The organism is Streptomyces sp. NBC_00887 (assembly GCF_045207585.1).
The window spans coordinates 239,260-261,419 of the sequence record NZ_CP108788.1 but is presented as its reverse complement, the minus strand read 5'-3'; the positions used below and the strand labels follow the sequence as shown (position 1 = coordinate 261,419).

Below are 22,160 nucleotides of genomic sequence, written 5' to 3'. Positions count from 1 at the left end.
GGATCCGCAGTATGCGCGGGAGACTGAGGAACCGGCCCGGCTCGCTGTTCGCCGACCGAGGTACCGGTATGCACCGCCACCTTCTGTGAGCCCGCGTTCATTACACCGCGATCGCCAGCGAAGACACCACAACCCACCGCTCCGGCGGGAGCGACCCAACGGGACGCCGAACGGACCTTCCGATGTTCCGCGACTGCAGCGACTGGGGAACTGCTACGAGATACGAAACAACCTCTTCCTTGCCGTGTCCGCAACTCCCGCTCTTGATCGTGCTTCTGCCGTTTGTCCCCCTGCCCCCGGGGGGCAGGGGGAGTGGTCACCCTAGTTCTCGTGGCGGGGTGTTGGGGTGGTGACCGTTAGCCGATGGTGATGAGGGTTCCGGCTCCTTGGGGGTAGCTGATGTATCCGGTGGCCGGGCGGTCGGTGGGGATGTTGTTCCAGGTCGCTGTCAGGTTGAAGGGCGTTCCGGGCTGGGTGTGGGTGGGTGGGGTGGTGACCCGGAAAGTATGCGGTGGTGCCGGCGAGGTGTGCGGGCCGACGAAGTTGGCCTGGAAGGTGAAGGGAATGTCCTTGTCGGACAGGGACACGACGTAGGCGGTATAGGTTCCGGGCTGCAGATTCGTCACGCTGACGACAGGGCGGTGTTCGGGCAGCCAGGCGGTGTTGCCAACGATCTCGGCTGGTTCGCCGTTTTCACGCTCTCTGACGACGAGGAGCGCCACCTCGTCATCGGGGTTGCTGCAGGTGGCGAAGAACTGGACGGCTTCGTCCTTCTCGGTGACGGTGAACCGGAACCCCTGGTCGGTCTTTTGCGATGTGAGTGTGTCCTTGAGGGGAGTGCCGGTGACGGGTCCGAGGGCGGTCGCAGTAATGGGACCGGCGCCTGGGGTGACCTGGAAGGAGGTACTGCCCGTGCCTGCCGGTCCTGCTGCGACGGGCGCGGCGAGGACGCTCCACGGTGTGATGACGATGGTGCTTTGCACGGCAGCCCGGTGGCTGCTCCAGGTCAGGGCGCCGGTCACGGTGCGGCCTGTCTTCGCCTTCGTCTGGCGGAAGGTGACGGTGAAGGTGGCCTTCTGGCCGGCCTTGGAGAAGTGCAGCACAGCGGGCTTGACCGTGGCGGTGATGCCGGGCAGGTCGGTGGAGGCCCGGTAGGTGCCCGGGGTGGTCGCGGTGACGGTGCGGGTGATGGTCTGTGTGCCGACCATTTTCCCGATCGCGATCGTGGGGTAGTTCAGGTCACTGGCGGCGATGGGCGGTGTATCGGTGCCGGTGTCGGTGCCCAGGCCTTCGAGGTAGCCCAGCCAGTCGTGTTCCGCGGAGTCGTAGATGAGGCCGGGAGTGAGCATCCGGGTGGGCCGCACGTGACCGGCGCCCTGTGCGAAGGCGTCGGTGCTGGGTGTGCCGGCGGCGGTCTTGGTGGGGGTGGTCGTGGTCATCATGGCTGACTTCACAGCCATCGGGGACCAGCGGGGATGCCGGGCGAGGTGCAGGGCTGCCAGCCCGGCGATGTGCGGGGCTGCCATGGAGGTGCCGGACAGGAAGTCGAACTTCATGCTGTGGTTGGACCCGGGTGCGACAGCGGCGAGGATACCCACGCCCGGGGCAGCGATGTCGGGCTTGAGGAGGTCACCGTGGTTGCGTGCCGAGGGGCCTCTCGACGAAAAGGAAGCGACCTGGGGATAAGGTCGGTTCGATGATCCTCCCGGCAGCAGGGTGACTGTCGCGTTCAAGGTCCGGGCGTAGGTGCGGATGGCAGCGGCTGCGGCGTGCTCGACGTGGACGGTGGGGACCGGATGCAGGTCCCAGTCGGTGGAATCCTGGGAGAAGTTCGCCAGGATCATCCCGGCGCCGCCCGCACGCAGGACTTCCTGGGACTTGTCCATGCGGCCGTTGACACCCCTGTCGCAGACGACGACCAATCCCTTGGCCTTCGAAGGATCCAGAGTGCCGGCGATGCAAGCCGATGCTTGGCCCTGGGAAGCGTCGGCACGTTTCACGTCCTCGGCCAGGACGAGAGGCTTCGGCCCTAGGGGTGCGTTGACCGAGACGCTGCCCCCGACGTGGATGCGTCCGTTGCCGAGCCGCAGCGAGGACTCATAGGGTGCCGCGCTGCTCGCGGCCACGGTGGTCAGCCACGGCGTGGAGTTGTCGATCGAGGATGACGCCGGTCCCTGGTTGCCGGCCGATGCGGCAATGAAGATCCCCGAAGCGGCGGCGTTACGGAACGCCTGCTGGACCACGTTGTCGGGGTGGCTCTCCGCGAAGGTGCCCACCGAGTAGTTGAGGACGTCGACCCCATCGGCCACGGCCTGGTCGATCGCCGCGACGATGTCGGAGGACATCCCCACACCTCCCCACAGTGCCTTGTAGGAGGCGACGGCGGCGCCGGGCGCCACTCCCGAGATCTCACCGAAGTTGCGTCCCTGAAGGCGGACGTCGACGCCGCTTCGGCCCGCTGCGGTGGAAGCGGTGTGCGTGCCGTGCCCGACGAGGTCGCGCGGGGAGAGGTACTCCGCCTCCCGCTCCTGATCCGTCGCCGCCATGAGCCAGCTGTCGCCGAAGGAGCGGGCGCTGACCAGCTTGGTGTTGCAGAGATCGGCGGTGAATTCTTCACCGCTCTGGCAGGTACCGGTGAAGGTGCCGCCGTCCGCCTTCCGCATCACGATGCTTTCGCCCTTGCGGTAGGGCCGGAAGGGGTCCTTGACCGGGGGTGGCGTCGCACCGAGGCGGGTTCCGGTGAACGAGCGGCTCTCAGGCCAGATCCCGGTGTCGATCACCCCGACGACGACACCTTTGCCGGCAGCGCGCGTGCCGCCCAGTTCGGACCACACCCCACCGCGCCCCGACAGGCCGAGGAAGTCCACGGAGTTACGGTCATCCGTCGTGCGGTGCTCGGCGTCCGGCTCGACCGAAAGGACACGCCGGTCCTGGTGCAGCCGGGCCACCTGTGTGATGGACAGATCGGCGACGAACCCGTTGGTCGCAGCCGTGTACTGCTGCTCGATCTCCGCCCCTACCGAAGCGGCCGTGGCCCGGTGCGCGGCCACGAGGTGCTTGCGGTATCGGGCGGTGCTCTCGTTGGTGAGGTCCAGCGCACCGCCCCCGCCCGAGGCCCGGGCAGGTATGCCTGCGACCTCGCCCCGGTAGACGGATATTGCAGGGTCGGCGAGGGTGACGATATAGCGGCCGGGCCCCGGTGAGCCGTTCACCGCGACCGGTGTGGGCGCAGTGTCCGGACCAGGGGCGGCGTGGACGGGGGAGAGGGGTACCAAGGCGAGAGCGGCCACTACCGCAACCGCGCCTGCGGCGGCTGATCTTCTGCGTGACATCAAGGCCACGTTCGTCCTCCAGAAGGAGATGAGGTGCAACAGGGCAGCACAACGTGCGAGACCGAACACCGGGTGGCCGAGGGGCGGTGCCCAACTGCTTTTCCCGTCATGATCTTCACGACTCGAAAGTGAAGGCCTTGGCGCCGACTAGGTCCAGATGCAGATGTGACGCCTTTGGCCATGGCCCAAACACGACAACTCGCCACGGCTGCCCGCCCCAACCGGTATCCCACCAAGTCCGGACACGCGTGCACCCCGGAGCAACCGGCCGCCGGCCGCGCCGCGAGGACTGACGTCGCTTCCGCACACGTCAGAGGGGGGAACACCAGCGAACCCCGGCGGCCAGACCATGCGGAGTACTCCGCAACGAACTGTCACCGGTGACGTGGTCGCGGTAGTGCCCAATGTGGGCCACTGCCGACTGGGTCAGGCTTGCCGGACATCACCGCGAAGGAAGCGTCGCGCACCTTGCTCTCGATCATCCCGATCCGGTCTCCGCAGGTGGTATCGATCGACCACGTGCCCCGACCGAGCACCTGTCTCGCCTCACAGTCGAGTTCGCCAGGCAGCCATGGCACAGGTCCTACTCCGCCCGGACCTTCCGGACTTCGAACTCCATCGCATCCCCTGGGCTGGGTGTTGCGACGACCACTAGAACGGAAGCTGTCCGGTACCGCGAGCAGTGACACAGGCAGCATCAACCGCCCCCCTGGTACCTACTGGCCTCGGCCCCTCTACCGCTCCCAAGCCCTGTATCTCTTTATCCCGTCCCCCAGCCCGCACCGTCCCCCCAGGAGGAACTGTGGGCTCTGTCAGAGATCACGTAGTTGCTCAAGGGTGGGGTAGGACAGTTGTGTTCCACGTCGGGTGACGGCGTAGGCGGCGACGCGGACAGCGAAGCGTGCGGCTGTGGCCAGGCTGTCGTTCTGGGCGAGCCGCCATGAGAGCGCTCCGGTGAACGCGTCTCCGGCGCCGGTGGTGTCCACTGCTTGGACGGGCAGACCCGGTACCCGGACGGTGCCCTTGGCATCGGCCACCAGGGCGCCGGCGGAGCCGAGGGTGATGACGACGGAGCGCGGTCCCATGGCGAGCAGTTGGGCTGCCCATTGTTCGGGACCGCTGTCGCCTCGGCCGATGTCGCCCAGCAGGTGGACCGCCTCGTGTTCATTGACGACCAGGGGGTCGCACAGAGCGAGTGTGCTAGGCGGAAGAGGTTGGGGTGGTGAGGGGTTCATTACGATCCGAGCCCCGGACGCCGACGCGGCTGCTGCGGTGGCGATCACTGTTTCCACGGGGATTTCCAACTGCAGCGAGACGACCCGGGCCCGGCCCGACAGGGCCAGGATCCGTGTTGCGTCGGCTGGCCCGAACCGGCCGTTGGCCCCGGGGGAGACCACGATGCTGTTGTCGCCGGTCGGGTCTGTGGTGATCAGGGCAACGCCGGTGGGGGCGCTGTCGGTCCGGATTGCGGGAGTGACGACACCGGCAGTGGCCAGGGAGTCGATGAGTAGACGTCCGTGTGCGTCGTTGCCTACGCGGGCGAGGAGAGCTGTGCGGGCGCCGAGGCGGGCGGCGGCGACGGCCTGGTTGGCCCCCTTGCCACCGGGGAGGGTAACCAGATCGGAGCCGAGGACGGTCTCGCCGGCGGCTGGCCGGCGGTCGACGCTGATCATCAGGTCGGCGTTCGCCGAGCCGATGACCAGCACGTCGTAGCGATACACCGTGGTGCTCCCTTCCAGGGGCAGTGAGGGTGGTCAGGAGGTGAAAGCGGCGACGTTCTGCTTCGTGACGACCTTCACGGGCACCTTGACGGTGTTGTCGAGCTTGTCGCCCGCAGCGGCTTTGACTGCGTTGCGGACGGCGAGTTTGCCCAGTTCCTTGGGCTGCTGGGCGATGGAGGCGTGCAGGGTGCCGGCCTTGACGGCGGTGAGGCCGTCGGGCGTGCCGTCGAAGCCGACAACCTTCACCTGGGCACCGGCCTTGCTGCTCAGGGCCTTGACCGCGCCGAGTGCCATTTCGTCGTTCTGAGCGAAGACACCGTTCACGTTCCTGTGTGCCTGGAGCAGGTTGGTGGTGACATCGAGCGCTTTGGCACGGTCGAAGTCGGCGCTCTGCTGGGCGACGACATCAATGCCGGGGTAGGCCTTGATGCCTTCGGCGAAGCCCTGGCCGCGTTCTCGTGCGGCGGAGGTGCCGGCGGTGCCCTGGAGGACCAGGACGGTGCCCTTGCCGCCCAGCGAGTCGGCCAGTGTCTTCGCGGCGAGCCTGCCGCCTCCGACGTTGTCGGAGGCGACGGTGGTGGCCAGTTCGGCCTTGTTCACGCCGCGGTCGGCAGCGACGACCGGGATATCTGCCCGGTTGGCGGCCTTGACCGAGGGGCCCGAGGCGTCGGAGTCCACCGGGTTGACGATGATCGACTCGTTGTTCTGGCTGACGAAGTTCTGCAGCTGGTTGGCCTGCTGGGAAGCGTCGTTCTGGGCGTCCGTCACGGTCAGCTTGATGCTCTGGGTCTTCGCTTCGGCCTGGGCGCCTTCCTTCAGCTGGACGAAGAAGGGGTTGTTGAGGGTGGAGATCGACAGGCCCACGTTCACGTCGGAGGAGGAAGAGGAGGAGCCGGGGCCACAGGCGGTGACGACGAGCCCTGCCACCGCGACCGAGACGACCACAGCACTGACGGTTTTGATGCGCATGAGAGTTCCTTGCAGGTTCGGAAAAAGGGTGGGCCGATTAGGGATGGGGGAGCCGGAGCAGACGGTTCGCTCCGGCCGGAACGAACCGATGGCAGGCGCCGGGCGGAGCGTGTCCGCGGGGATATCAGGTCCGGCGGCGCAGAGTGTCGAGCAGGACGGCGAGGGCGATGACGACGCCGATGACGACTTGCTGCCAGAACGCGGAGACGGACAGGAGATTGAGACCGTTGCGTAGGACCGCGAGGATCAGCGCGCCGATGAGGGTGCCGGTGGCTTTGCCGACGCCTCCGGCCAGGCTGGCGCCGCCGATGACGACTGCCGCGATGGCGTCGAGTTCGTAGCCGATGGCTCCCTGCGGCTGGGCGGAGGAGAGCCGTGAGGCCAGGACGATTCCCGCGACAGCGGCGAACAGTCCCGACAGCGCGTAGATGATGATCTTCTTGCGCTGGACGCGGATCCCGGAGAGGCGGGCTGCTTCCTCGTTCCCTCCAATCGCGTACATGGAGCGGCCGATGTAAGTGCGCCTGAGAACCACGGCCGTGATGACGACGGCTGCGATCATCACGAGGACGGGTACCGGCAGCCAACCTCCGATGGTGTCACCGAGGTGGGAGAGGGAGTCGGGGAAGGCGATGGGACTGCCCTGGGAAATGACCAGGGTCAGACCCCGGGCGATGGAGAGCATCGCAAGGGTGGCGATGAAGGGCGGCAATTTTCCGTAGGCGATCAGCATGCCGCTGATCAGGCCGCTGGCTATGCCTGTGGCTACGGCGATGAGGAGTGCGAGCCAGATGGGCAGGCCCGCGGACGTCGCGGTCCAGGCCAGGACGGTTGCGGACAGGGCGGCGACCGAGCCGACGGACAGGTCGATGCCGGCGGAGACGATGACGAAGGTGACACCGAGGGCCAGGATCGCGACGACGGCAGCCTGGACGCCCACGTTGAGGAGGTTCGTCGTGGTCAAAAAGTCCCCGGACAGCAGGGACAGGGCCACGGTCAGGCCGATCAGCGCGGTCAGGGCACCGTTGTTGAGGAGCAGTTGACGCACTGTGGCCGCGCCGCGGCCGGCCTTCCTGCTGGGTTTGAGGGTGTCAGTGGCCACGGGAGTGCTCCGTATCGGTAAAGGGCCTGGTGCCGACGGCGAGTGCCATGACGGCGTCCTGAGTGGCTTCGTGGGCGGGCAGTTCACCGGCGATGCGGCCCTGGGCCATGACCAGGACGCGGTCGCTCATGCCCAGGACCTCGGGCAGGTCGCTGGAGATCATCAGCACGGCGTGCCCGGAGGCCGTCAGTTCGTTGATGAGCTGATAGATCTCGACTTTCGCGCCAACGTCGATGCCGCGGGTCGGCTCGTCGAGGATCAGGACCTTGGTGTCGGCAAGCAGCCATTTGCCGATGACGACCTTTTGCTGGTTGCCGCCGGAGAGGGTGCCCACGTGCTGGTGCAGGCCGGCCATCCGGACCTTGAGCTGTTCGGCGATCTGCTGGGCGGCCCCGTGCTGGCCTGCCCGGTCGATGAACCCGAACCGGGTGGAGCGGTGCAAGGTGACGAGTCCGAGGTTCTCCTGGACGCTGGCCTCCAGGAGAAGGCCCTGTCCTTTGCGGTCCTCGGGGACCAGGCCGAGGCCGGCGTCCATGGCTGCATTGATGTCGTGGCCCGGCAGGCGCTTGCCCTGGACCTCGACAAGTCCGAAGTCGTAGGGGTCGGCTCCGAAGACGGCCCGGACGAGCTCGGTGCGCCCGGCCCCCACGAGGCCGGCCAGCCCGACGACCTCACCGGCCCGCACGTCGAAGTCGATCTCCTGAAAGATGCCGCTGCGGGAAAGCCCGCGCACGCGCAGCAGCGGCGGGCCGGCCTCGCTGCGGGCGCGCGGGTACTGCTGCTCGATGCTGCGTCCCACCATCAGCCGGACCAGTTCGTCCTCGGGTGTGTCTGCCGGGACCCGGTCCACACTCGCCCCATCGCGCAGAATCGTCACGCGGTCGCCGACCGCTGCGATTTCCTCGAGGTGGTGGGTGATGAAGATGATGCCGACACCGTCCGCCCGCAGGCTGCGCACGATGCGGAAAAGCTTGGCGACCTCGTCGCTGGTGAGCACCGCGGTCGGCTCGTCCATGATCAGGATGCGGGCGTCCAGGCTCAGGGCCTTGGCTATCTCCACCATCTGCATGCGGGCGATGCCCAGCTCACCGACGGGCGTGCGGGGATCGACGTCCACCCCCACGCGCGCCAGCAGCAGAGCTGCGTCGGCGTTCATCTTCTTGCGGTCGAGCAGCCCGAAGCGGCGGGGCTGACGGCCCAGGAAGATGTTCTCCGCGACGCTCAGTGCGGGGACGAGGTTGAACTCCTGGTAGATCGTGGCGATCTTGAGCTTCTCGGCATCCTGCGCACCGTGGATGCGGACCTCCCGGTCCTCGAGCAGGACACGCCCGGCGTCAGGGCGGTAGGCGCCGGAAAGCATCTTGATCAAGGTGCTCTTGCCCGCGCCGTTCTCGCCCAGCAGGACGTGGACCTCGCCACGGCGGAGCTCGAAGTCGACCTTGTCCAGTGCCACAACGCCAGGGAAGACCTTGCGTACACCCTCCATGCGCAGGAGCACGGGGCTACTGCTGTTCACCGGGGGCCCCCTTCGCTTCCGCAGAGGCGCCCGCCCACGGAGTACGGACGTAAAGGGAAAGGGCCTGCACCGGCCGGCCCCGGAGCCCGAAGGCGGGCACGCGGACCCGCTGCCCGGCAGGCGTGATGCTGTCGGTGAACCGGCGCCCGCTGCCGGCACGGAAGCCGGCCGGACCGGTGCACATGCCCGGCCGCGCATGGTTCGCATACGCGAGTGCACCACGGAGTGTTCCGGCCTGCCCGCTGCCGGGTGCGGCTGCGGGCGGACTGAGCACCGTCAGTCGGCTCTCCATGATTCACCTCCTATGGAATCGATTACATGAAGGGGTCGAAAGGGCTCCGGCCAAGAAGTGAGATCCCAACGCCGCACTGGTGCGGTGCCTCTAACGGCCGGTCATGCAGTGCAGCCCGTTGCCGTCCGGAGTCGATAACCTGTTAAGGAGGTAACGGCTATTTCCGTCAAACCAATCCATCGGGGACAGTGAGCTGCATCTCACGACCTCCGCAGCCAAAGACACTGGGTCCCGCCGGGCCACCTTGGTGACCGAGGCTGGTCCGGCAGGCGCCGACCCAGTCGTGCGGGCGACGCGCACCCGGGCGCCGGGGGCCAGCGAGCGGGACGGCAGTCGACCGCGACGTGCCGAAGATCAGCTCGGGCGCGCATTGCTCGACGTGCAGCGGCCGGGTACCGGCTCACCGGGCGTCCAATACCTCGACGCACACCGGCCTGCATTCGGCCGCTGCGGTTGCCGACGGTGCCCCAGTCCCGGCCGTTTCGCGTTTCGGCCCGGCCGTACTCACCCTGTATGCGGCCCTCCGGGGCCGGACTCCCCACGCCATTCCGCCCGGGCCCACGGTCCTGCGGTACCCGGACTCGGGAAAGCCGGAGCAGCTGGTCGAATCCGGACCCGCAAGCGACGTCTCCTGCTCGCCTCCGCAGCAAGTGACGCCCCGGCAGAGCGACTGTCCGCCCCGCTGCCTGACGCATCACGGCGCGAACGGCCTAAACCCTCAAACAGCTCTCCCGGACCGACTGCCGTGTGACAAGCGCGGTGGCGGCGCCGACAGCCTGGTATCGCCGAGTCGTGAGAGGGCTGGGGGCGTGGCACGCTCGCACCGGGAGTCTGTTGTGTTGCCGGGCCGGGCACGGGACGCCTCCTGGAGGACTCGGCGATCGTGCTCTTACGGTGAAGCGCTTCTGCACCGATGATTCAGCATCTTTCGAGACAATCGCCTCTGCATTGCTGAAGCAGGAGCGAAGGAGGCGCTTTGTTCACCGTGTTCGTCAAGGCCTTCACGACCCCTGACCTGCGTAAGAAGATACTTTTCACGCTCGGCATGATCATCATTTTCCGTTTCGGGGCACATGTCCCGATCCCCGGTGTCAGCTACCCGAATGTGCAGACCTGTATCGACGCAGTGGAGGCCGACAACAGCAAGCTCCTGGGCCTCCTGAATCTGTTCAGTGGAGGCGCACTGCTGCAGATCACCATCTTTGCGCTGGGAATTTTGCCGTATATCACGGCAAGTATCATTATTCAGCTGCTCACCGCTGTAATTCCGCGGCTGGAAGCACTGAAAAAAGAGGGTCAGGCCGGGCAGGCCAAGACAACGCAGTACACCCGCTACCTCACGATCGGGCTCGCGCTTCTCCAGGGCGCAGGACTCGTGACCACAGCACGCAGTGGAGCCCTGTTCACTGGCTGCCCCGTTGCAGCGGACATCGTGCCGAACAAATCAGTTTTCACTACGGCCATGATGGTGCTCGCCATTACTGCCGGCACGGCATGCGTCATGTGGATCGGCGAGCTGATCACCGACCGTGGTGTCGGCAACGGTATGTCGATCCTCGTGTTCATCTCCACCGCCGCCACGCTGCCGGGCGCTCTGTGGGCCATCAAGCAGAACGGGAAGATCGCCGATGGCTGGGTGAACTTCGCCAGCGTGCTGGCCATCGGCTTCGTCCTGGTAGGTCTGGTGGTGTTCGTCGAGCAGGCCCAGCGCCGTATCCCGGTGCAATACACCAAGAGAGTAATCGGGCGAAAATCCTACAGCCACTCGTCCACCTACATTCCCCTGAAAGTCAATCAGGCGGGCGTGATCCCCGTCATCTTCGCGTCCTCGCTGCTCTACATTCCCGCCCTCCTTGCGCAGTTCTCCAGTTCCGACTCCGGATGGAAGGCGTGGATCGAATCCAATTTCGTCACGGGCAGCGATCCCTACTATGTCATCACCTTTTTCCTCCTCACCGTCTTCTTCGCATTCTTCTACGTCTCCATCACATTCAATCCGGATGAGATCGCGGAGAATATGCAAAAACATGGCGGCTTCATCCCGGGCTACCGGGCCGGTAAGTCGACTGCGCGATACCTGGGGTATGTAATCAACAGGATGACGTGGCCAGGTGCGCTCTACCTTGGAATTATTTCCCTCCTTCCGACAGTGGCGTTCGCGAGTTACGGCGGAGCCAGCCAGCTCAGCGGCATCAGCATTCTGATCATCGTGGGTGTCGGTCTGGAGACCGTCAAACAGATCACCAGCCAGCTCCAGCAGCACGACTACTCCGGCTTTCTCCGCTGACCGGGAGTTCACCCGGATCGGGCAACGTACCCGAGGAAGAATGCGACCTGTGGCGAACGCGCACAGCCCTGCTGGGCGGGGAGGCCACAGGCGTCGGCCAACGGGGTGACCGCTCGCGGTCGAACTGCCCCATCACCGCAGGCGAGCATTGGCAGTACCCCGAACCGTTCAGGGTCCATCGTTCATCGGTCGCCGGCATTCGAGGGGGCTGTGAATATGCGTGTATGGATGAGGAAATGAAGCAGCGTCGGGTCTACCGTGCTGACCCCGACGACTCCCGCGCCGCCCCGCACACCGGTCGTGCGTACCGGGAGCTGGTCGGTGGCCCGCTCGACGGACTGCTCATCGACATCACCGCCCTCTCCGCAGCGGAAATCGCCAACGGGCTCGATCTGGCCACCGACGACGGAACCTACGGACCAGGCGGTTGCTCCGAGTACGGGCCTCGCGCCACTGATCCGCAGTGGTGGGACTGGCGTGGGGACAGGCGCTGACGCCGTCAAAGGCGGCGCCCGGCCCTTGCGCGGCAGCGGCAACCCGTTCAGCCCAGCCCGGTTCCCCGTATGACACCTGACCAGGCGTCCGCGAAGTGGCGCACTGCCTGGGAAACGACCCGAGCCGCTCCCTTTCAGCGGATCAGCGGCCGGCTGCGCACCTCGCCTGGTGAACGAGTCGGAGAGCCGCAGCCTGCTTGGCCGACCCGCCGACACATCCCGCTGACTTCCTGCCCTGCTGAGCGAGCGGCACGGATCGCCGCAGAGGTGTGTACCCGTAACCCCGGCCCCACGGGGACACGAGAGGGGCGACCGCATCGGCCGCACCAACCGCAGGCCAGGCCGGCCGGGGCCGTGCGAAGGCAGTCAGCAGACGGGCCGGGCCCTGGCCGCCGGCTCCGGCACAAAAGAAGCAGGCCCCACGTCCGGGCGCCGGGAGCTGCTGCTCTGATCACCCGTGGGACCGGTCAGCCCTCTCGGGTACGTGCCGCCCGCTGGCGTGCTCGTTCAGCCCGGGATGAGGCCGTCGTCGTTCAGCATCCCCTTGACGCTGTCCATCGAGGCGTCGAGGCACGGAAGAATCAGCTCGCTGGGCTCCAGGAAGTCGTCGGGGAGCGGAACCCCCAGCCGACGCACCGCATCGAGCAGGGCCACGAGGGTGCGCCGGAAGCCGTCCTCGTTACCGCTCTCCAGCTCGGCCAGCAACTCGTCGTCCAGCTTGTTGAGCTCGGGGAAATGGGCGTCTGCCAGCCTCCACTGCCCTTCCCCCATGATCCTCGTGATCATTCTGCCTCCCTGGTGCGCTGCCGACCCCTGGACGCTCACAGTCCCAGAAACGCCAAGCGCCCGCATGCCGCGGCACTCCTTTCATGCCCACTCCTCGACGGGGGGAATTAGAACTACGCCTCCGGCGTCTATCGTTCATTGCCCTAAATTACACGAATGAAATCAGGGGTGGCAGTATCCGGCGAATATTTTGGGCAGTTCCCCTATTCCGGCGAGTGTTGTGCGCCAGGTTGTGGGCGTATCCTGACAGACTGCGGCACATCGTCCGGTGAGGTTGAGCGGCATGAAATCCAGCGGAGAAAACAGTGAACAATCCGGTGCCACCGGGCATCTGAGCCCGTCCATGTCCGAGGCTCTGCAAAACGGTTCTCCCCAGACCGGTCTGGATACACAAGAGAATGCGCGAGACAGGGCCCTGGGATCCCGGGCTCCCTCCTTCATCAAGCGCTCCGGCGTGCTGCACACAAGCTGGAAGATCGGAGTCTTCATCGCCGGTCTCGCCGTGGTCGGTGCCGGGATCGTGCTGCTGCCCCTGCCCGGCCCCGGCTGGGTGGTCATCTTCCTTGGTGTGGGTATCTGGGGAACCGAGTTCGTCTGGGCCCAGCTCTTGCTGCGGTGGGTCAAACGTAAGGTCACCGATGCCGCCCAAAAGGCCTGGGATCCCGCAGTCCGGCGCAGGAACCTGATCATCCTGACGGTGGCGCTGGTGCTCATTGCTGCCGCCGTCTATCTCTCCGTATGGGAATACGGATTCGTGATGCTGCGGTGAGCGATGAGGTCCGCGCGCACTCCTTTTAGATTCAGTGAGGCTGGACAACAAACGCGTAGTGCGCTCGCAGGACCGTTTAATATCAAAGCCGGTTGGTGCCGCCGGATCGGTCTCTCTGTATCTCCTTCTGGTGCTGGACGCGTCCGGTGGGGACGGTTTTCCCTAAGGGGGTTGGGCAGGTGCACAAGATATTTGATTTCCTGCGAAATGCCAGGGACGCCTACCTGCGAAGCCGCGACGTGTGGGGCTATCTGGCCGAACCCTATTCGTTTGCCTGGTGCGGTATGGCCCTCGCTCCGCCTCTCGCTCCAAACCCTGATCGCCCGGTTCAGTCCCGCCCGAGCAGTGACTGCCTGGAGCGCCACGGGGTTGTGCTTCCCCAGCCACGGCGACCCGGCGCCTGACTCCCCGGGAATCATGTGCGGCCCATCGTCCTGGATCCGCCACCGCAATTCCTTCGCGCGCCCGGAGCAGGCGCTTCACAGGAGCGCCGCCAACTCAGCGGCCCGGAGCTCCCGCCGACTCAAGAGCCGACTGGAGCCGGCCCTGTTCACTTCGGATCGACCCGCTGGAGCAGTGTCCGGACCAACCACAGATACGCGCCCAGCCGGCGCAGTGCGGCGGTCACGGTTGGCAGGGAGCCCAGATGGACCGGGGCCGGCGAACAGTGCCCGCCCCACACGGGCGGGTGCAAACTGCGCGCATCGGACGCCGGACGCAGTCGTGTCCGGTCGGCAGAGTCCGTCTCGCGCGCCGCCTCATGCCCGGAAGATGGCCGGCTAGGTGGTCTCCGGGCCCCCGCTGGCTGCTGCGAGGGCTTTGTTGCGCCGCACCGAGGACCAGAAGGACCAGCCGATCAGCACGACGCCGACGAGACCGGTGATGATCTCGTTGATCTCGTACTGGATGGTGACGAGCAGGATGATGGACAGCGCGCCGATCGCGTAGTGCGCGCCGTGCTCCAGGTAGACGTAGTCGTCCAGCGTGCCCTGGCGGACCAGGTACACGGTGAGCGAACGGACGTACATGGCACCGATACCGAGGCCGAGGGCCATCAGCACGATCTCGTTGGTGATGGCGAAGGCGCCGATGACACCGTCGAACGAGAAGGACGCGTCGAGCACCTCGAGGTAGAGGAACATGAAGAACGCGGCTTTGCCCACGACAACCGTCACGGAGGCAGAGCCCCCGGCCCTTTTTGCTTCTTGCTCTTCCTCCTCCTCGAGCTTGCTCTCGAAGAACCCGGAGAGGCCACCGACCACGAGATACGTGATCAGACCTGCGATACCGGCCAGAAGGACGGTCTCACCCTTGTCCGCGTGCCCGCCACCGTGCTGATGCGCATGGGTAGCCACGGTGATCGAGGCGATCAGAAGCACGATCAGCGCGACGCAGATCGACAGCATGTCGACCTTGCCGAGCTTCGCGAGCGGACGCTCGATCCAGTGCAGCCACTGGATGTCCCGGTCCTCGAAAATGAAGTCGAGGAAGATCATCAACAGGAACATGCCACCGAAGGCGGCGATGGACGGATGCGCGTCCGTCACCAGTTCCTTGTACCGGTCAGGGTCGTTGAACGAAAGATCAATTGCCTCGATCGGCCCCAACTGAGCACTGATGGCCACGATCACGACGGGGAAGACCAGCCGCATACCGAAGACCGCGATGAGCACACCGACGGTGAGGAAGATCTTCTGCCAGAAGGCACTCATCTTCTTCAGGATTCCGGCGTTGATCACCGCATTGTCGAAGGACAGCGAGATCTCGAGGACCGACAGGATCGCGACGATCCCGAATGCCATCCACCCACCGTAGAACACCGCCGCAACCAAGCCAGCCGCGGTAATCGCGAACGACCAGCCGAAGGTTTTCAGAAGCACTGGCTACCTCTTCGTGTGTGTAACGGATTCTTCGCAGCTGAGCGGTATCCCGCGCCTGACGCAGCTTCATGATGCGAACTTCGGGCGGATTTCGGCAGTTTAGATGCTTGCCCTCTGTACTTTCGTTTTTGCGTCGGTGCGACCGTCAGTGGCGGCATGCGCATGGTGGGAATTCACTCTTCCTGACCCCGCTCAGCCACCCCGCGAACCCGTGCTTGCAATCGAACGCCGCGCCGGATGTGCTTCCCGTGGCCCATCCAGCCCCGCAACGATGCTGAAGGCGATGCAACGTCGCCGCTCGAGACGGCCGAAGCTTCACGGGGCTTCGGCAGCATGAACCGATCCCACGCATACCCTCGGCCTGTGACCCCAGTGCCCCAAGGGCGTGACAGTGTGGCGCCCACTTGAGGAACTGGTGCAAGTGCAGTCGGGCGTAGCGGGCATTGCCGGTCAGGGCCCTGACCGGGCAGCACTTCGGCCAGATCACAGATTTGGAAGGCGGAGAGGCTCAGCGCATCCCGGCGCAACACCATGGCAGCACCGTCAGCGAGTCTCGGACGGACCGGCATTACGGGCACGCATGCGGTGACTCGAAGCGAGTTGCCCCTGCCCTTCAGCCAGCGGTGAGCCCCCGGACCTCTTGCGGCGGCAATCTGTCCAGACCGTCCTGCTCAGGTCCAGTCGTCACCTTGGATCAAACTCAGCAACTGCAGGATCTCAAGGTAGATCCAGACCAGGGACAAAGTGAGGCCGAAAGCGGAGAGCCAGGACTGCTCCCGTGGTGCGCCCTCGTTGATGCCGTCCTCGACCTGCCGGAAGTCCAGCGCCAAAAACGCTGCCCCGAGGAGCACTCCGACGACACCGAACAGCAGGCCGAGCCAGCCACTGCGGAAACCGAGCCCGTCGCCGCGGCTGAACGCGGAGAACAGCAGGTTGGCGAGCATCAGGATCAAAAATCCCACTGCCGCTGCCATGACGAATCCGTAGAAGCGCCTGGTGACGCGGATCCAACGAAGCTTGTAGGCGATGAGTACGCCGGCGAAGACAGCCATCGTGCCCAGCACCGTCTGCACGACGACGCCAGGGCTGATGTAGGTGGACACGGCGCTGGAGATCACTCCGAGGAAGACACCTTCGAACGCCGCATAGGAGAGGATCAGCGCAGGCACCGGCTTGGGCGTGAACACCTGGATGAGGGCGAGGATGAAAGCCACCAGGGCGGCACCCACCGCGATGCCGTACGACGTATTCAGGTTCTCCTCGTCGACCGGCAGGAGCACCCATGACAAGACCGCCCCGAGCACGACCATACCGAGTGTCATTGTCGTACGGACCACGACGTCGTCCATGGTCATCGCTACGCCGGCGGTGCCGGACGGGGCGGTGTCGTTGCCCCATGCGCCCTTGGTCAGGCTGACAGTTTTGGCGTACGGATTGGACCGTCCTGGCGCACCGTTCGTCCCGGAGGCCCGCTCTTGAAGGTCCAACGAGCCGCTGCGGCGATTTGCCGCTTGTGGCTTCAGGAGGGGATTCCAGCTCTTCATCTCACTCAGCTCTTTCGAGGGGGTGCCTTGGGCCGGGCAACCCACACAAGGCGGGTGGTGCCGGCTTCTGGGGAGAACCCTCTCCACTACGAAGACTGTCCGGGACTTCGCCTCGTATTTCTTTGCAGACGGTGAAGCTTCGTTACCGGCGCACCCTCTCGGAAGCCCGGTGAGCACATCCGTGAGCCGCTACGAAGAGACGCTGTCTCCAGACCGCATCTTTCGGGGTTACCCGCCCAGTCTCTACTCTTTCGCGCAGTCCCGCAGAGGCGGATTCCCGGGTGGTGGGTGCAGCCGGACTGCTCTGTCCGCCGAGGCAGACCACGTCGGCCTCACCCTGCTCAAGAGGTACATGGTGAGCCCTTTTTCCGGCACGACGCCTGCGCCCTAGGGAGCGAGGCGATCACCCTCCTGCTGCACACCGGGGCCAGGACTGTTTCGGCGCTTGCACATCGGCCTGGGCGAACCTTTCTGCAGCGGCCGGTGCCGAACACCGCAGAAAAGGGCCAACCGCGCCCAGGCCAGAGCCACCCCGAGCACCATGGGGCCACTGCTCTCTGCGGGTGTCCGCCCGATCGGGTGCGCCGGCTCTTGAGCGGCGACGACGAGGCGACGATGGGAGACTGGGCGCAACGGACGAAAGTGCCTCCGTGCCGTGAGTGCGCGCCCGGAACGACCGAACCGCCCACCAGGGAGGGTCTGCAGGACGAGGTCCCGGACGCCTGCAGCCCTCATGGGCCGGGCCCATGTGCGCAACCCGAAGAGTAGAGATGCGCCCTCACTGCACCTACGGAGGCGTTTTTGAACTCCCACCGCAGCAGTGCCGGCTCTGCCGGGAGCGCCGGGTCCGACGCGCCCGCCACGGCGGAAAGAAGCCGGGTACCGACAAAAGCGTGGTTGCAGCCGGCGCTGATCGGCCTGGCCATTCTGGCTGGCTTCATCGGCGCCTACATCGGCCTCCAAAGAAATCCACAGCCCCACGAGCTTCCGATAGCGGTGACAGGGGAGCAATTGGCCCATGAGGTAGGTGACGCGCTGGGCACCAGCGCGCACATTGTCCACACAGCTACCCCCGCCGCGGCACGGCAGGCGCTCGAGAGCCGCGACGTGGTGGCGTCCTTGACCCAGAACCCCGGTGCCGGTGCGCTGCACCTCGAAGTCGCCGGAGCAAATGGGCAGTCCACCACCGGCATCGTCACGGGCCTCGTGCGCACGTACGCACAGGAGACCGACCAGCGACTGACGGTCGACGATGTCATCCCCCTGGTCAAATACGACGCCCGGGGATTGGCGGGGTTCTACCTCTCCTTCGGTGTCACACTCGCAGGATTTGTTCTCGCGCAGAGCGTGCTGGGGCTCAGAGCGGTGCTGCCCCAGCGCTACCGCTTCGTGCTCATCACCGCCTTCTCCGCTGCTGCAGGCATCCTTGCTGCGGTTCTGGCGGGCCCCGCCCTCGGCGCAGTGCCAGCACCCGTGATTCCTCTGGCCATCACCCTGGCACTGCTGGCAGCTGCTGCGGCCTTCACCACCCAACTGTTCGGTATCTACATGGGCCCCATTGGTGTCCCCGTCGCCACACTCCTCCTGCTGACCTTGGGCAATGCCACCAGCGGTGCGGTCATAGGGGCCAATTTGCTGCCCGGTCCCGCCCACTTCATCTCGCCCCTGCTGCCCCCAGGGGCAGCCGTCCGCGCGATCGGCAACCTCAGCTACTTCCAGAACACCTCGATGCTCATGCCCATGATCACGTTGGCCATCTGGGCTGTCGGGGCTGCCCTGCTCGTCGCGGCCCGGCCGAAGCTCTCGAGAACGAAGGCCACAGGCCGGCCATGACCGGAGGCGGCCCGTGGGCGCAGAGCAGCAACGCGGCCTGCAGCTGCCGCGGCAGGTCGCCACATGCCCCGGGCCGGTCCGGTGATGTGGCAATGCGGGGATCAAATAGAAGGGGAATCCGCACAGTACCGAAGAAGATATGCCACCAACGCCGCATAGCAGCGGCGAGGGAAGTCGCTCCCGGGCTTACCCGTCGTGTAGACCGAGAGCATCAATAACGAGCGGCTGGAGTGGGCATGAGTGACAGTTCTCGGACTTACGATGTCGTTGTTCTCGGTGCCGGTCCTGCAGGAGAAAACCTGGCTGAACGAACGAGCGCTGCTGGCCTCACCTCAGTGATCGTGGAAAACGAACTGCTCGGCGGCGAGTGTTCCTTTTGGGCATGCGAACCCAGCAAAGCGCTGCTACGTCCGGTAGTTGCACGTGCCGACGCACGTCGCATCCCAGGCCTCAGGCGCGCCGTCGAGGGACCTTTGGACATTCCCGCAGTCTTTGCCTACCGCGACAAAATGTCCGCCAACTGGCAGGACGAGAACCAGGTCGACTGGCTGAATTCAGTGTCCGTGGACCTGGTGCGGGGCCATGGGCGTCTGGACGGCCCCCGGCAGGTCGTAGTCCAGACCCCCGACGGCGACACGGTCCGCCTCACCGCACGGCACGTCGTCGGGGTGTGCACGGGCACCGTCACCGCGTTCCCGAACCTTCCGGGACTCGAATCGGTCCGCCCCTGGACGAACCGTGAAGCGACCGCCGCCCGCAGTGTGCCCGACCGACTGGCCGTAGTAGGCGGCGGAGTGGTCGCGGTCGAGATGGCAACGGCGTGGCAGGCGCTCGGCTCCCAAGTCACTCTGCTGGTGCGGGGGAGCGGGCTGCTCCACCGTATGGAACCCTTCGCCGGAGAAATGGTGGCTGCTTCCCTGGAGGAGGCTGGAGTCGACCTGCGCTTCGGGGTCACGGTGAGCGAGGTGGCACGCCAGAACGGCCCGGACAGCCCAGTACAGATCACTCTGTCAACCGGCGACTCGCTGACCGCAGACGAAATCCTGATCGCAACCGGCCGCTCTCCCCATACCGCGGACATCGGCCTGGAGACGGTCGGCCTCACACCGGGGGACTGGCTGGTGGTGGACGACACCTATCGCGTGAGCGCGATCACCGAAGGCTGGCTCTATTCGGTCGGCGACGTCAACCACCGGGCACTGATGACCCATCAGGGCAAGTACCAGGCACGGATCGCAGGCGCGATTATCGGGGCACGCGCCCAGGGTAAGCCGCTTGACATCGGAAAGTGGGGCGCGCATGCCTCGACGGCCGACATCAAGGCCGTCCCCCAGGTGATCTTCACCGACCCGGATGTCGTGAGTGTGGGCCTGACGACTCCGGAAGCCGAGCACACCGGGCGACCAGTTGACGTGGTGGACTACGACCTTGCCCATCTTGCGGGATCCGCCCAGTACGCCGAGGGCTACCGTGGAAAGGCACGCATGTTGATCGACGCCGACCACGGCACGGTTCTCGGCGTCACCTTCGTCGGTCCGGGAGTCCAGGAACTGCTGTACTCGGCGACTGTCGCGGTCACCACCGAGGCAACCGTGGAACAACTGTGGCACGCAGTCCCCGCCTTCCCGACGATCAGTGAGGTCTGGCTCCGCCTCCTGGAGACCTACCGCGACCGCGCCAAGTGAGGCGACCGGGATGACATGAAAACCCTCACCAGGGTGAGGTGGTGCGCGAGGCCGTCCGGCAGGCCCATGTCCACGGAATCCAGGCGACGGCTCGCCTGCACCAGGGCCGGATCGGGCACCCGCCGCGCTCGAAACCGTTGCTACAACCAGCCACGTCGGGCAGCCTGCCAGGCCAGTTGCATACGGGTGGTGGCGCCCGCGAGAGTCATCATCTGGTGGATGTGGCGCTGAACCGTGCGCCGGCTCAATCCCATATGACTGGCAATGGCCTTGTCCGTCACGCCTGCGACCAGGAGCGAGAGCAGCCGGCGGTCGGTCTCGCGCAGGGTGCCCGTGCCGTGGGCCTCCTTGGTGACGTCAACCGCACCGACGCCGCTGACGTGCAGCGGCACAGCGTCCTCCCAGTAGCGTTCGAACAGCGCCGTCAGCGCCTCCAGGAGACTGCTGTCGCGAAGCAGCGCCGCGGTGGGTTCGATGGGGCTCCCGGAAGGCCCGCCCGGTACCAGCGGGCAGATGGCGATGGACCGGTCGGCGACGGCGAGCCGCAGGGGGAGGTGGGGAACCGACCGCGCGACTTCGCCGGCGCCGACAGCCTCAACAACGTTGTCAACCGCGCCGTCGTCATCGAAGAATGCCCGCTCGTACAGGACGCGGTAGCGGACCCCGCGATCCAGAGCTTCGTACTCGGAACGATTGCTGCCGGAAGGCATGGCGACATACTCGGCCTTGCAGAACCACAACATCTCGTGACGTGCGTTCTCCTGCAACTGCCGCAAGTTCTGACGCAGAGCCTCGGCGCCGGTAATGACCTCGATGAGCTGGTCGGCGTCCCCGCGGCGCCTGGTGCCGCGGTAGCTCTCCAGCAGGTCGGTGACTGCGGCCCGGGCCTGATCGAGAGCGTCCGCGTTGCGTTGCAGACGCGGCAGCAACGCAACATCGGGAGGGGACGCGGTGAAGTGGCTCGGCTGCCGGTCGGTGGGACTCGCGAGCCCCATAGTGGCGAGCGCCGCCAAGACACCCTCGGCCTGCCCGGACGTGAGACCGGTCTGCGAGGCGACTTCGTCGGCCGACGCCGTTGAATTCGTGATCAGAAGCCGGTAGACAGCCTCTTCGACTGCCGTGAGGCCCGCTGCCTCAAGCATGCCGCCTCCCTGGTGGCGCGGGCGAGTGCCGGCAGGTGTACCTGCCGAACATGTCGTTGAATATTGGACTATACCTGATGGTGGGTGTGTCTCCGCCGAGTCGATGTGCCTGTGCGACGCCACCACCCATCGACACGAGAAGGTGTGTCGTGCCGATGTCATGGATCCGGCGGGACGCAACGCGCTGCAGCACAGGATCCGCCGATGCCACATGACATGTCATCGGAATCGCGGTGTCACAGATATGACATGTCCCAACCGCGCCATGAGTGAGGGTACGCATAACCGGGCCACACGGCCGCCGACCGGCTCCGCTGCTTAGACACATCCCCCCTTGCCCACCGGGTCACGACGCCGGTGAACCGGGCAGAGCGCGCGGAAGACGGAGGGGGCGGTGGGACCGGCCGCCGCCAAAGCTCCTGGCCCCGGCAGCGCCTGTTGCAGCACCGGGCAACACGCAACGAAATACTGGGTGATGCCGTGCGGTGAATTCCGCGAATTCTCCACACGGGTAAAGGAAACCGCGAGAGGGAGAGTGCGGTCGGCATGCGTTCCGACCGCACCCCCTCCTTTCGGGCGGCCCTTGCGATCCCACCCCCCACGGGGGGATCGCGCCCACACGCCACCCGGAGCCGTCGACTGCCGCACCTTTGAATGCGGACCAGCTCGTCGCCCGCTCGGGAACACAATGGCGGCACCGGAAGCGGATAGTCACCCTCATACCTTGTCCAGAAAGCGCCAAGTCGCCTTTGCGCCATGCTCCGACTCCGGCCGCACATGGTCCTGCCCAGCCCGGCAGTGGCACCGA

Annotated in this window: 12 protein-coding genes and 1 pseudogene; 5 read left to right on the top strand and 8 right to left on the bottom strand. The window is 66.0% G+C overall.

Annotation, left to right across the window (positions count from 1 at the left end; genetic code table 11):
* Positions 1-356: 356 nt before the first annotated feature.
* The 4 genes and pseudogenes from OG844_RS01215 to OG844_RS01200 form a co-directional block, all read right to left on the bottom strand.
* Positions 357-3,212, bottom strand: a complete 2,856-nt coding sequence (locus OG844_RS01215) for a S8 family serine peptidase (protein WP_406387494.1) — start codon at positions 3,210-3,212, stop codon at positions 357-359.
* A 932-nt stretch (positions 3,213-4,144) separates the two neighbouring features.
* Positions 4,145-5,053, bottom strand: a complete 909-nt coding sequence (locus OG844_RS01210; RefSeq protein ID WP_406387493.1) for a ribokinase — start codon at positions 5,051-5,053, stop codon at positions 4,145-4,147.
* 33 nt (positions 5,054-5,086) lie between these two features.
* Positions 5,087-7,124: pseudogene (locus OG844_RS01205) on the bottom strand (substrate-binding domain-containing protein).
* Positions 7,114-8,610: a sugar ABC transporter ATP-binding protein gene (locus tag OG844_RS01200; protein WP_406395955.1), complete on the bottom strand. Its 1,497-nt coding sequence runs from the start codon at positions 8,608-8,610 to the stop codon at positions 7,114-7,116. The pseudogene OG844_RS01205 and the gene OG844_RS01200 overlap by 11 nt, the downstream one beginning before the upstream one ends.
* Positions 8,611-9,908: 1,298 nt before the next feature.
* On the opposite strand from OG844_RS01200, the gene secY reads away from it, so the two are divergent.
* Positions 9,909-11,219, top strand: a complete 1,311-nt coding sequence (gene secY / locus OG844_RS01195; protein WP_406387492.1) for a preprotein translocase subunit SecY — start codon at positions 9,909-9,911, stop codon at positions 11,217-11,219.
* A gap of 224 nt (positions 11,220-11,443) precedes the next feature.
* Positions 11,444-11,713: a hypothetical protein gene (locus OG844_RS01190; protein ID WP_406387490.1), complete on the top strand. Its 270-nt coding sequence runs from the start codon at positions 11,444-11,446 to the stop codon at positions 11,711-11,713.
* A gap of 507 nt (positions 11,714-12,220) precedes the next feature.
* Here the strand turns inward: OG844_RS01190 and pspAA are convergent.
* Entirely contained in the window at positions 12,221-12,499 is a 279-nt protein-coding gene (pspAA, locus tag OG844_RS01185; RefSeq protein WP_406387489.1) for a PspA-associated protein PspAA, read from the bottom strand.
* A 343-nt stretch (positions 12,500-12,842) separates the two neighbouring features.
* Between pspAA and OG844_RS01180 the strand changes: the two genes are divergently transcribed.
* Entirely contained in the window at positions 12,843-13,268 is a 426-nt protein-coding gene (locus OG844_RS01180) for a TIGR02611 family protein (RefSeq protein WP_406395954.1), read from the top strand.
* Between the two features lie 779 nt (positions 13,269-14,047).
* On the opposite strand, the gene OG844_RS01175 is transcribed toward OG844_RS01180, so the two are convergent.
* Entirely contained in the window at positions 14,048-15,148 is a 1,101-nt protein-coding gene (locus OG844_RS01175) for a DUF475 domain-containing protein (protein ID WP_406387487.1), read from the bottom strand.
* A 671-nt stretch (positions 15,149-15,819) separates the two neighbouring features.
* On the bottom strand, positions 15,820-16,692 hold the full coding sequence (locus tag OG844_RS01170; RefSeq protein WP_406387486.1) for a Bax inhibitor-1/YccA family protein: 873 nt from the start codon (positions 16,690-16,692) through the stop codon (positions 15,820-15,822).
* A gap of 801 nt (positions 16,693-17,493) precedes the next feature.
* On the opposite strand from OG844_RS01170, the gene OG844_RS01165 reads away from it, so the two are divergent.
* Complete coding sequence (locus OG844_RS01165) at positions 17,494-18,525, top strand: hypothetical protein (RefSeq protein ID WP_406387485.1); 1,032 nt, start codon at positions 17,494-17,496, stop codon at positions 18,523-18,525.
* A gap of 236 nt (positions 18,526-18,761) precedes the next feature.
* A complete protein-coding gene (locus OG844_RS01160; protein ID WP_406395953.1) occupies positions 18,762-20,210 on the top strand; it encodes a dihydrolipoyl dehydrogenase family protein in 1,449 nt (482 codons plus the stop codon).
* Positions 20,211-20,350: 140 nt separating this feature from the next.
* Here the strand turns inward: OG844_RS01160 and OG844_RS01155 are convergent, their stop codons facing one another.
* A complete protein-coding gene (locus tag OG844_RS01155) occupies positions 20,351-21,352 on the bottom strand; it encodes a helix-turn-helix domain-containing protein (protein ID WP_406387484.1) in 1,002 nt (333 codons plus the stop codon).
* Positions 21,353-22,160: the final 808 nt, after the last annotated feature.

Bases quoted from the DNA above. Each gene is read 5' to 3' on its own strand.
- OG844_RS01200 (WP_406395955.1), bottom strand. From the start codon at position 8,610: ATGGAGGGTGTACGCAAGGTCTTCCCTGGCGTTGTGGCACTGGACAAG.
- OG844_RS01190 (WP_406387490.1), top strand. From the start codon at position 11,444: ATGGATGAGGAAATGAAGCAGCGTCGGGTCTACCGTGCTGACCCCGAC.
- pspAA (WP_406387489.1), bottom strand. From the start codon at position 12,499: ATGATCACGAGGATCATGGGGGAAGGGCAGTGGAGGCTGGCAGACGCC.
- OG844_RS01180 (WP_406395954.1), top strand. From the start codon at position 12,843: ATGTCCGAGGCTCTGCAAAACGGTTCTCCCCAGACCGGTCTGGATACA.
- OG844_RS01170 (WP_406387486.1), bottom strand. From the start codon at position 16,692: ATGAAGAGCTGGAATCCCCTCCTGAAGCCACAAGCGGCAAATCGCCGC.
- OG844_RS01160 (WP_406395953.1), top strand. From the start codon at position 18,762: ATGAGTGACAGTTCTCGGACTTACGATGTCGTTGTTCTCGGTGCCGGT.
- OG844_RS01155 (WP_406387484.1), bottom strand. From the start codon at position 21,352: ATGCTTGAGGCAGCGGGCCTCACGGCAGTCGAAGAGGCTGTCTACCGG.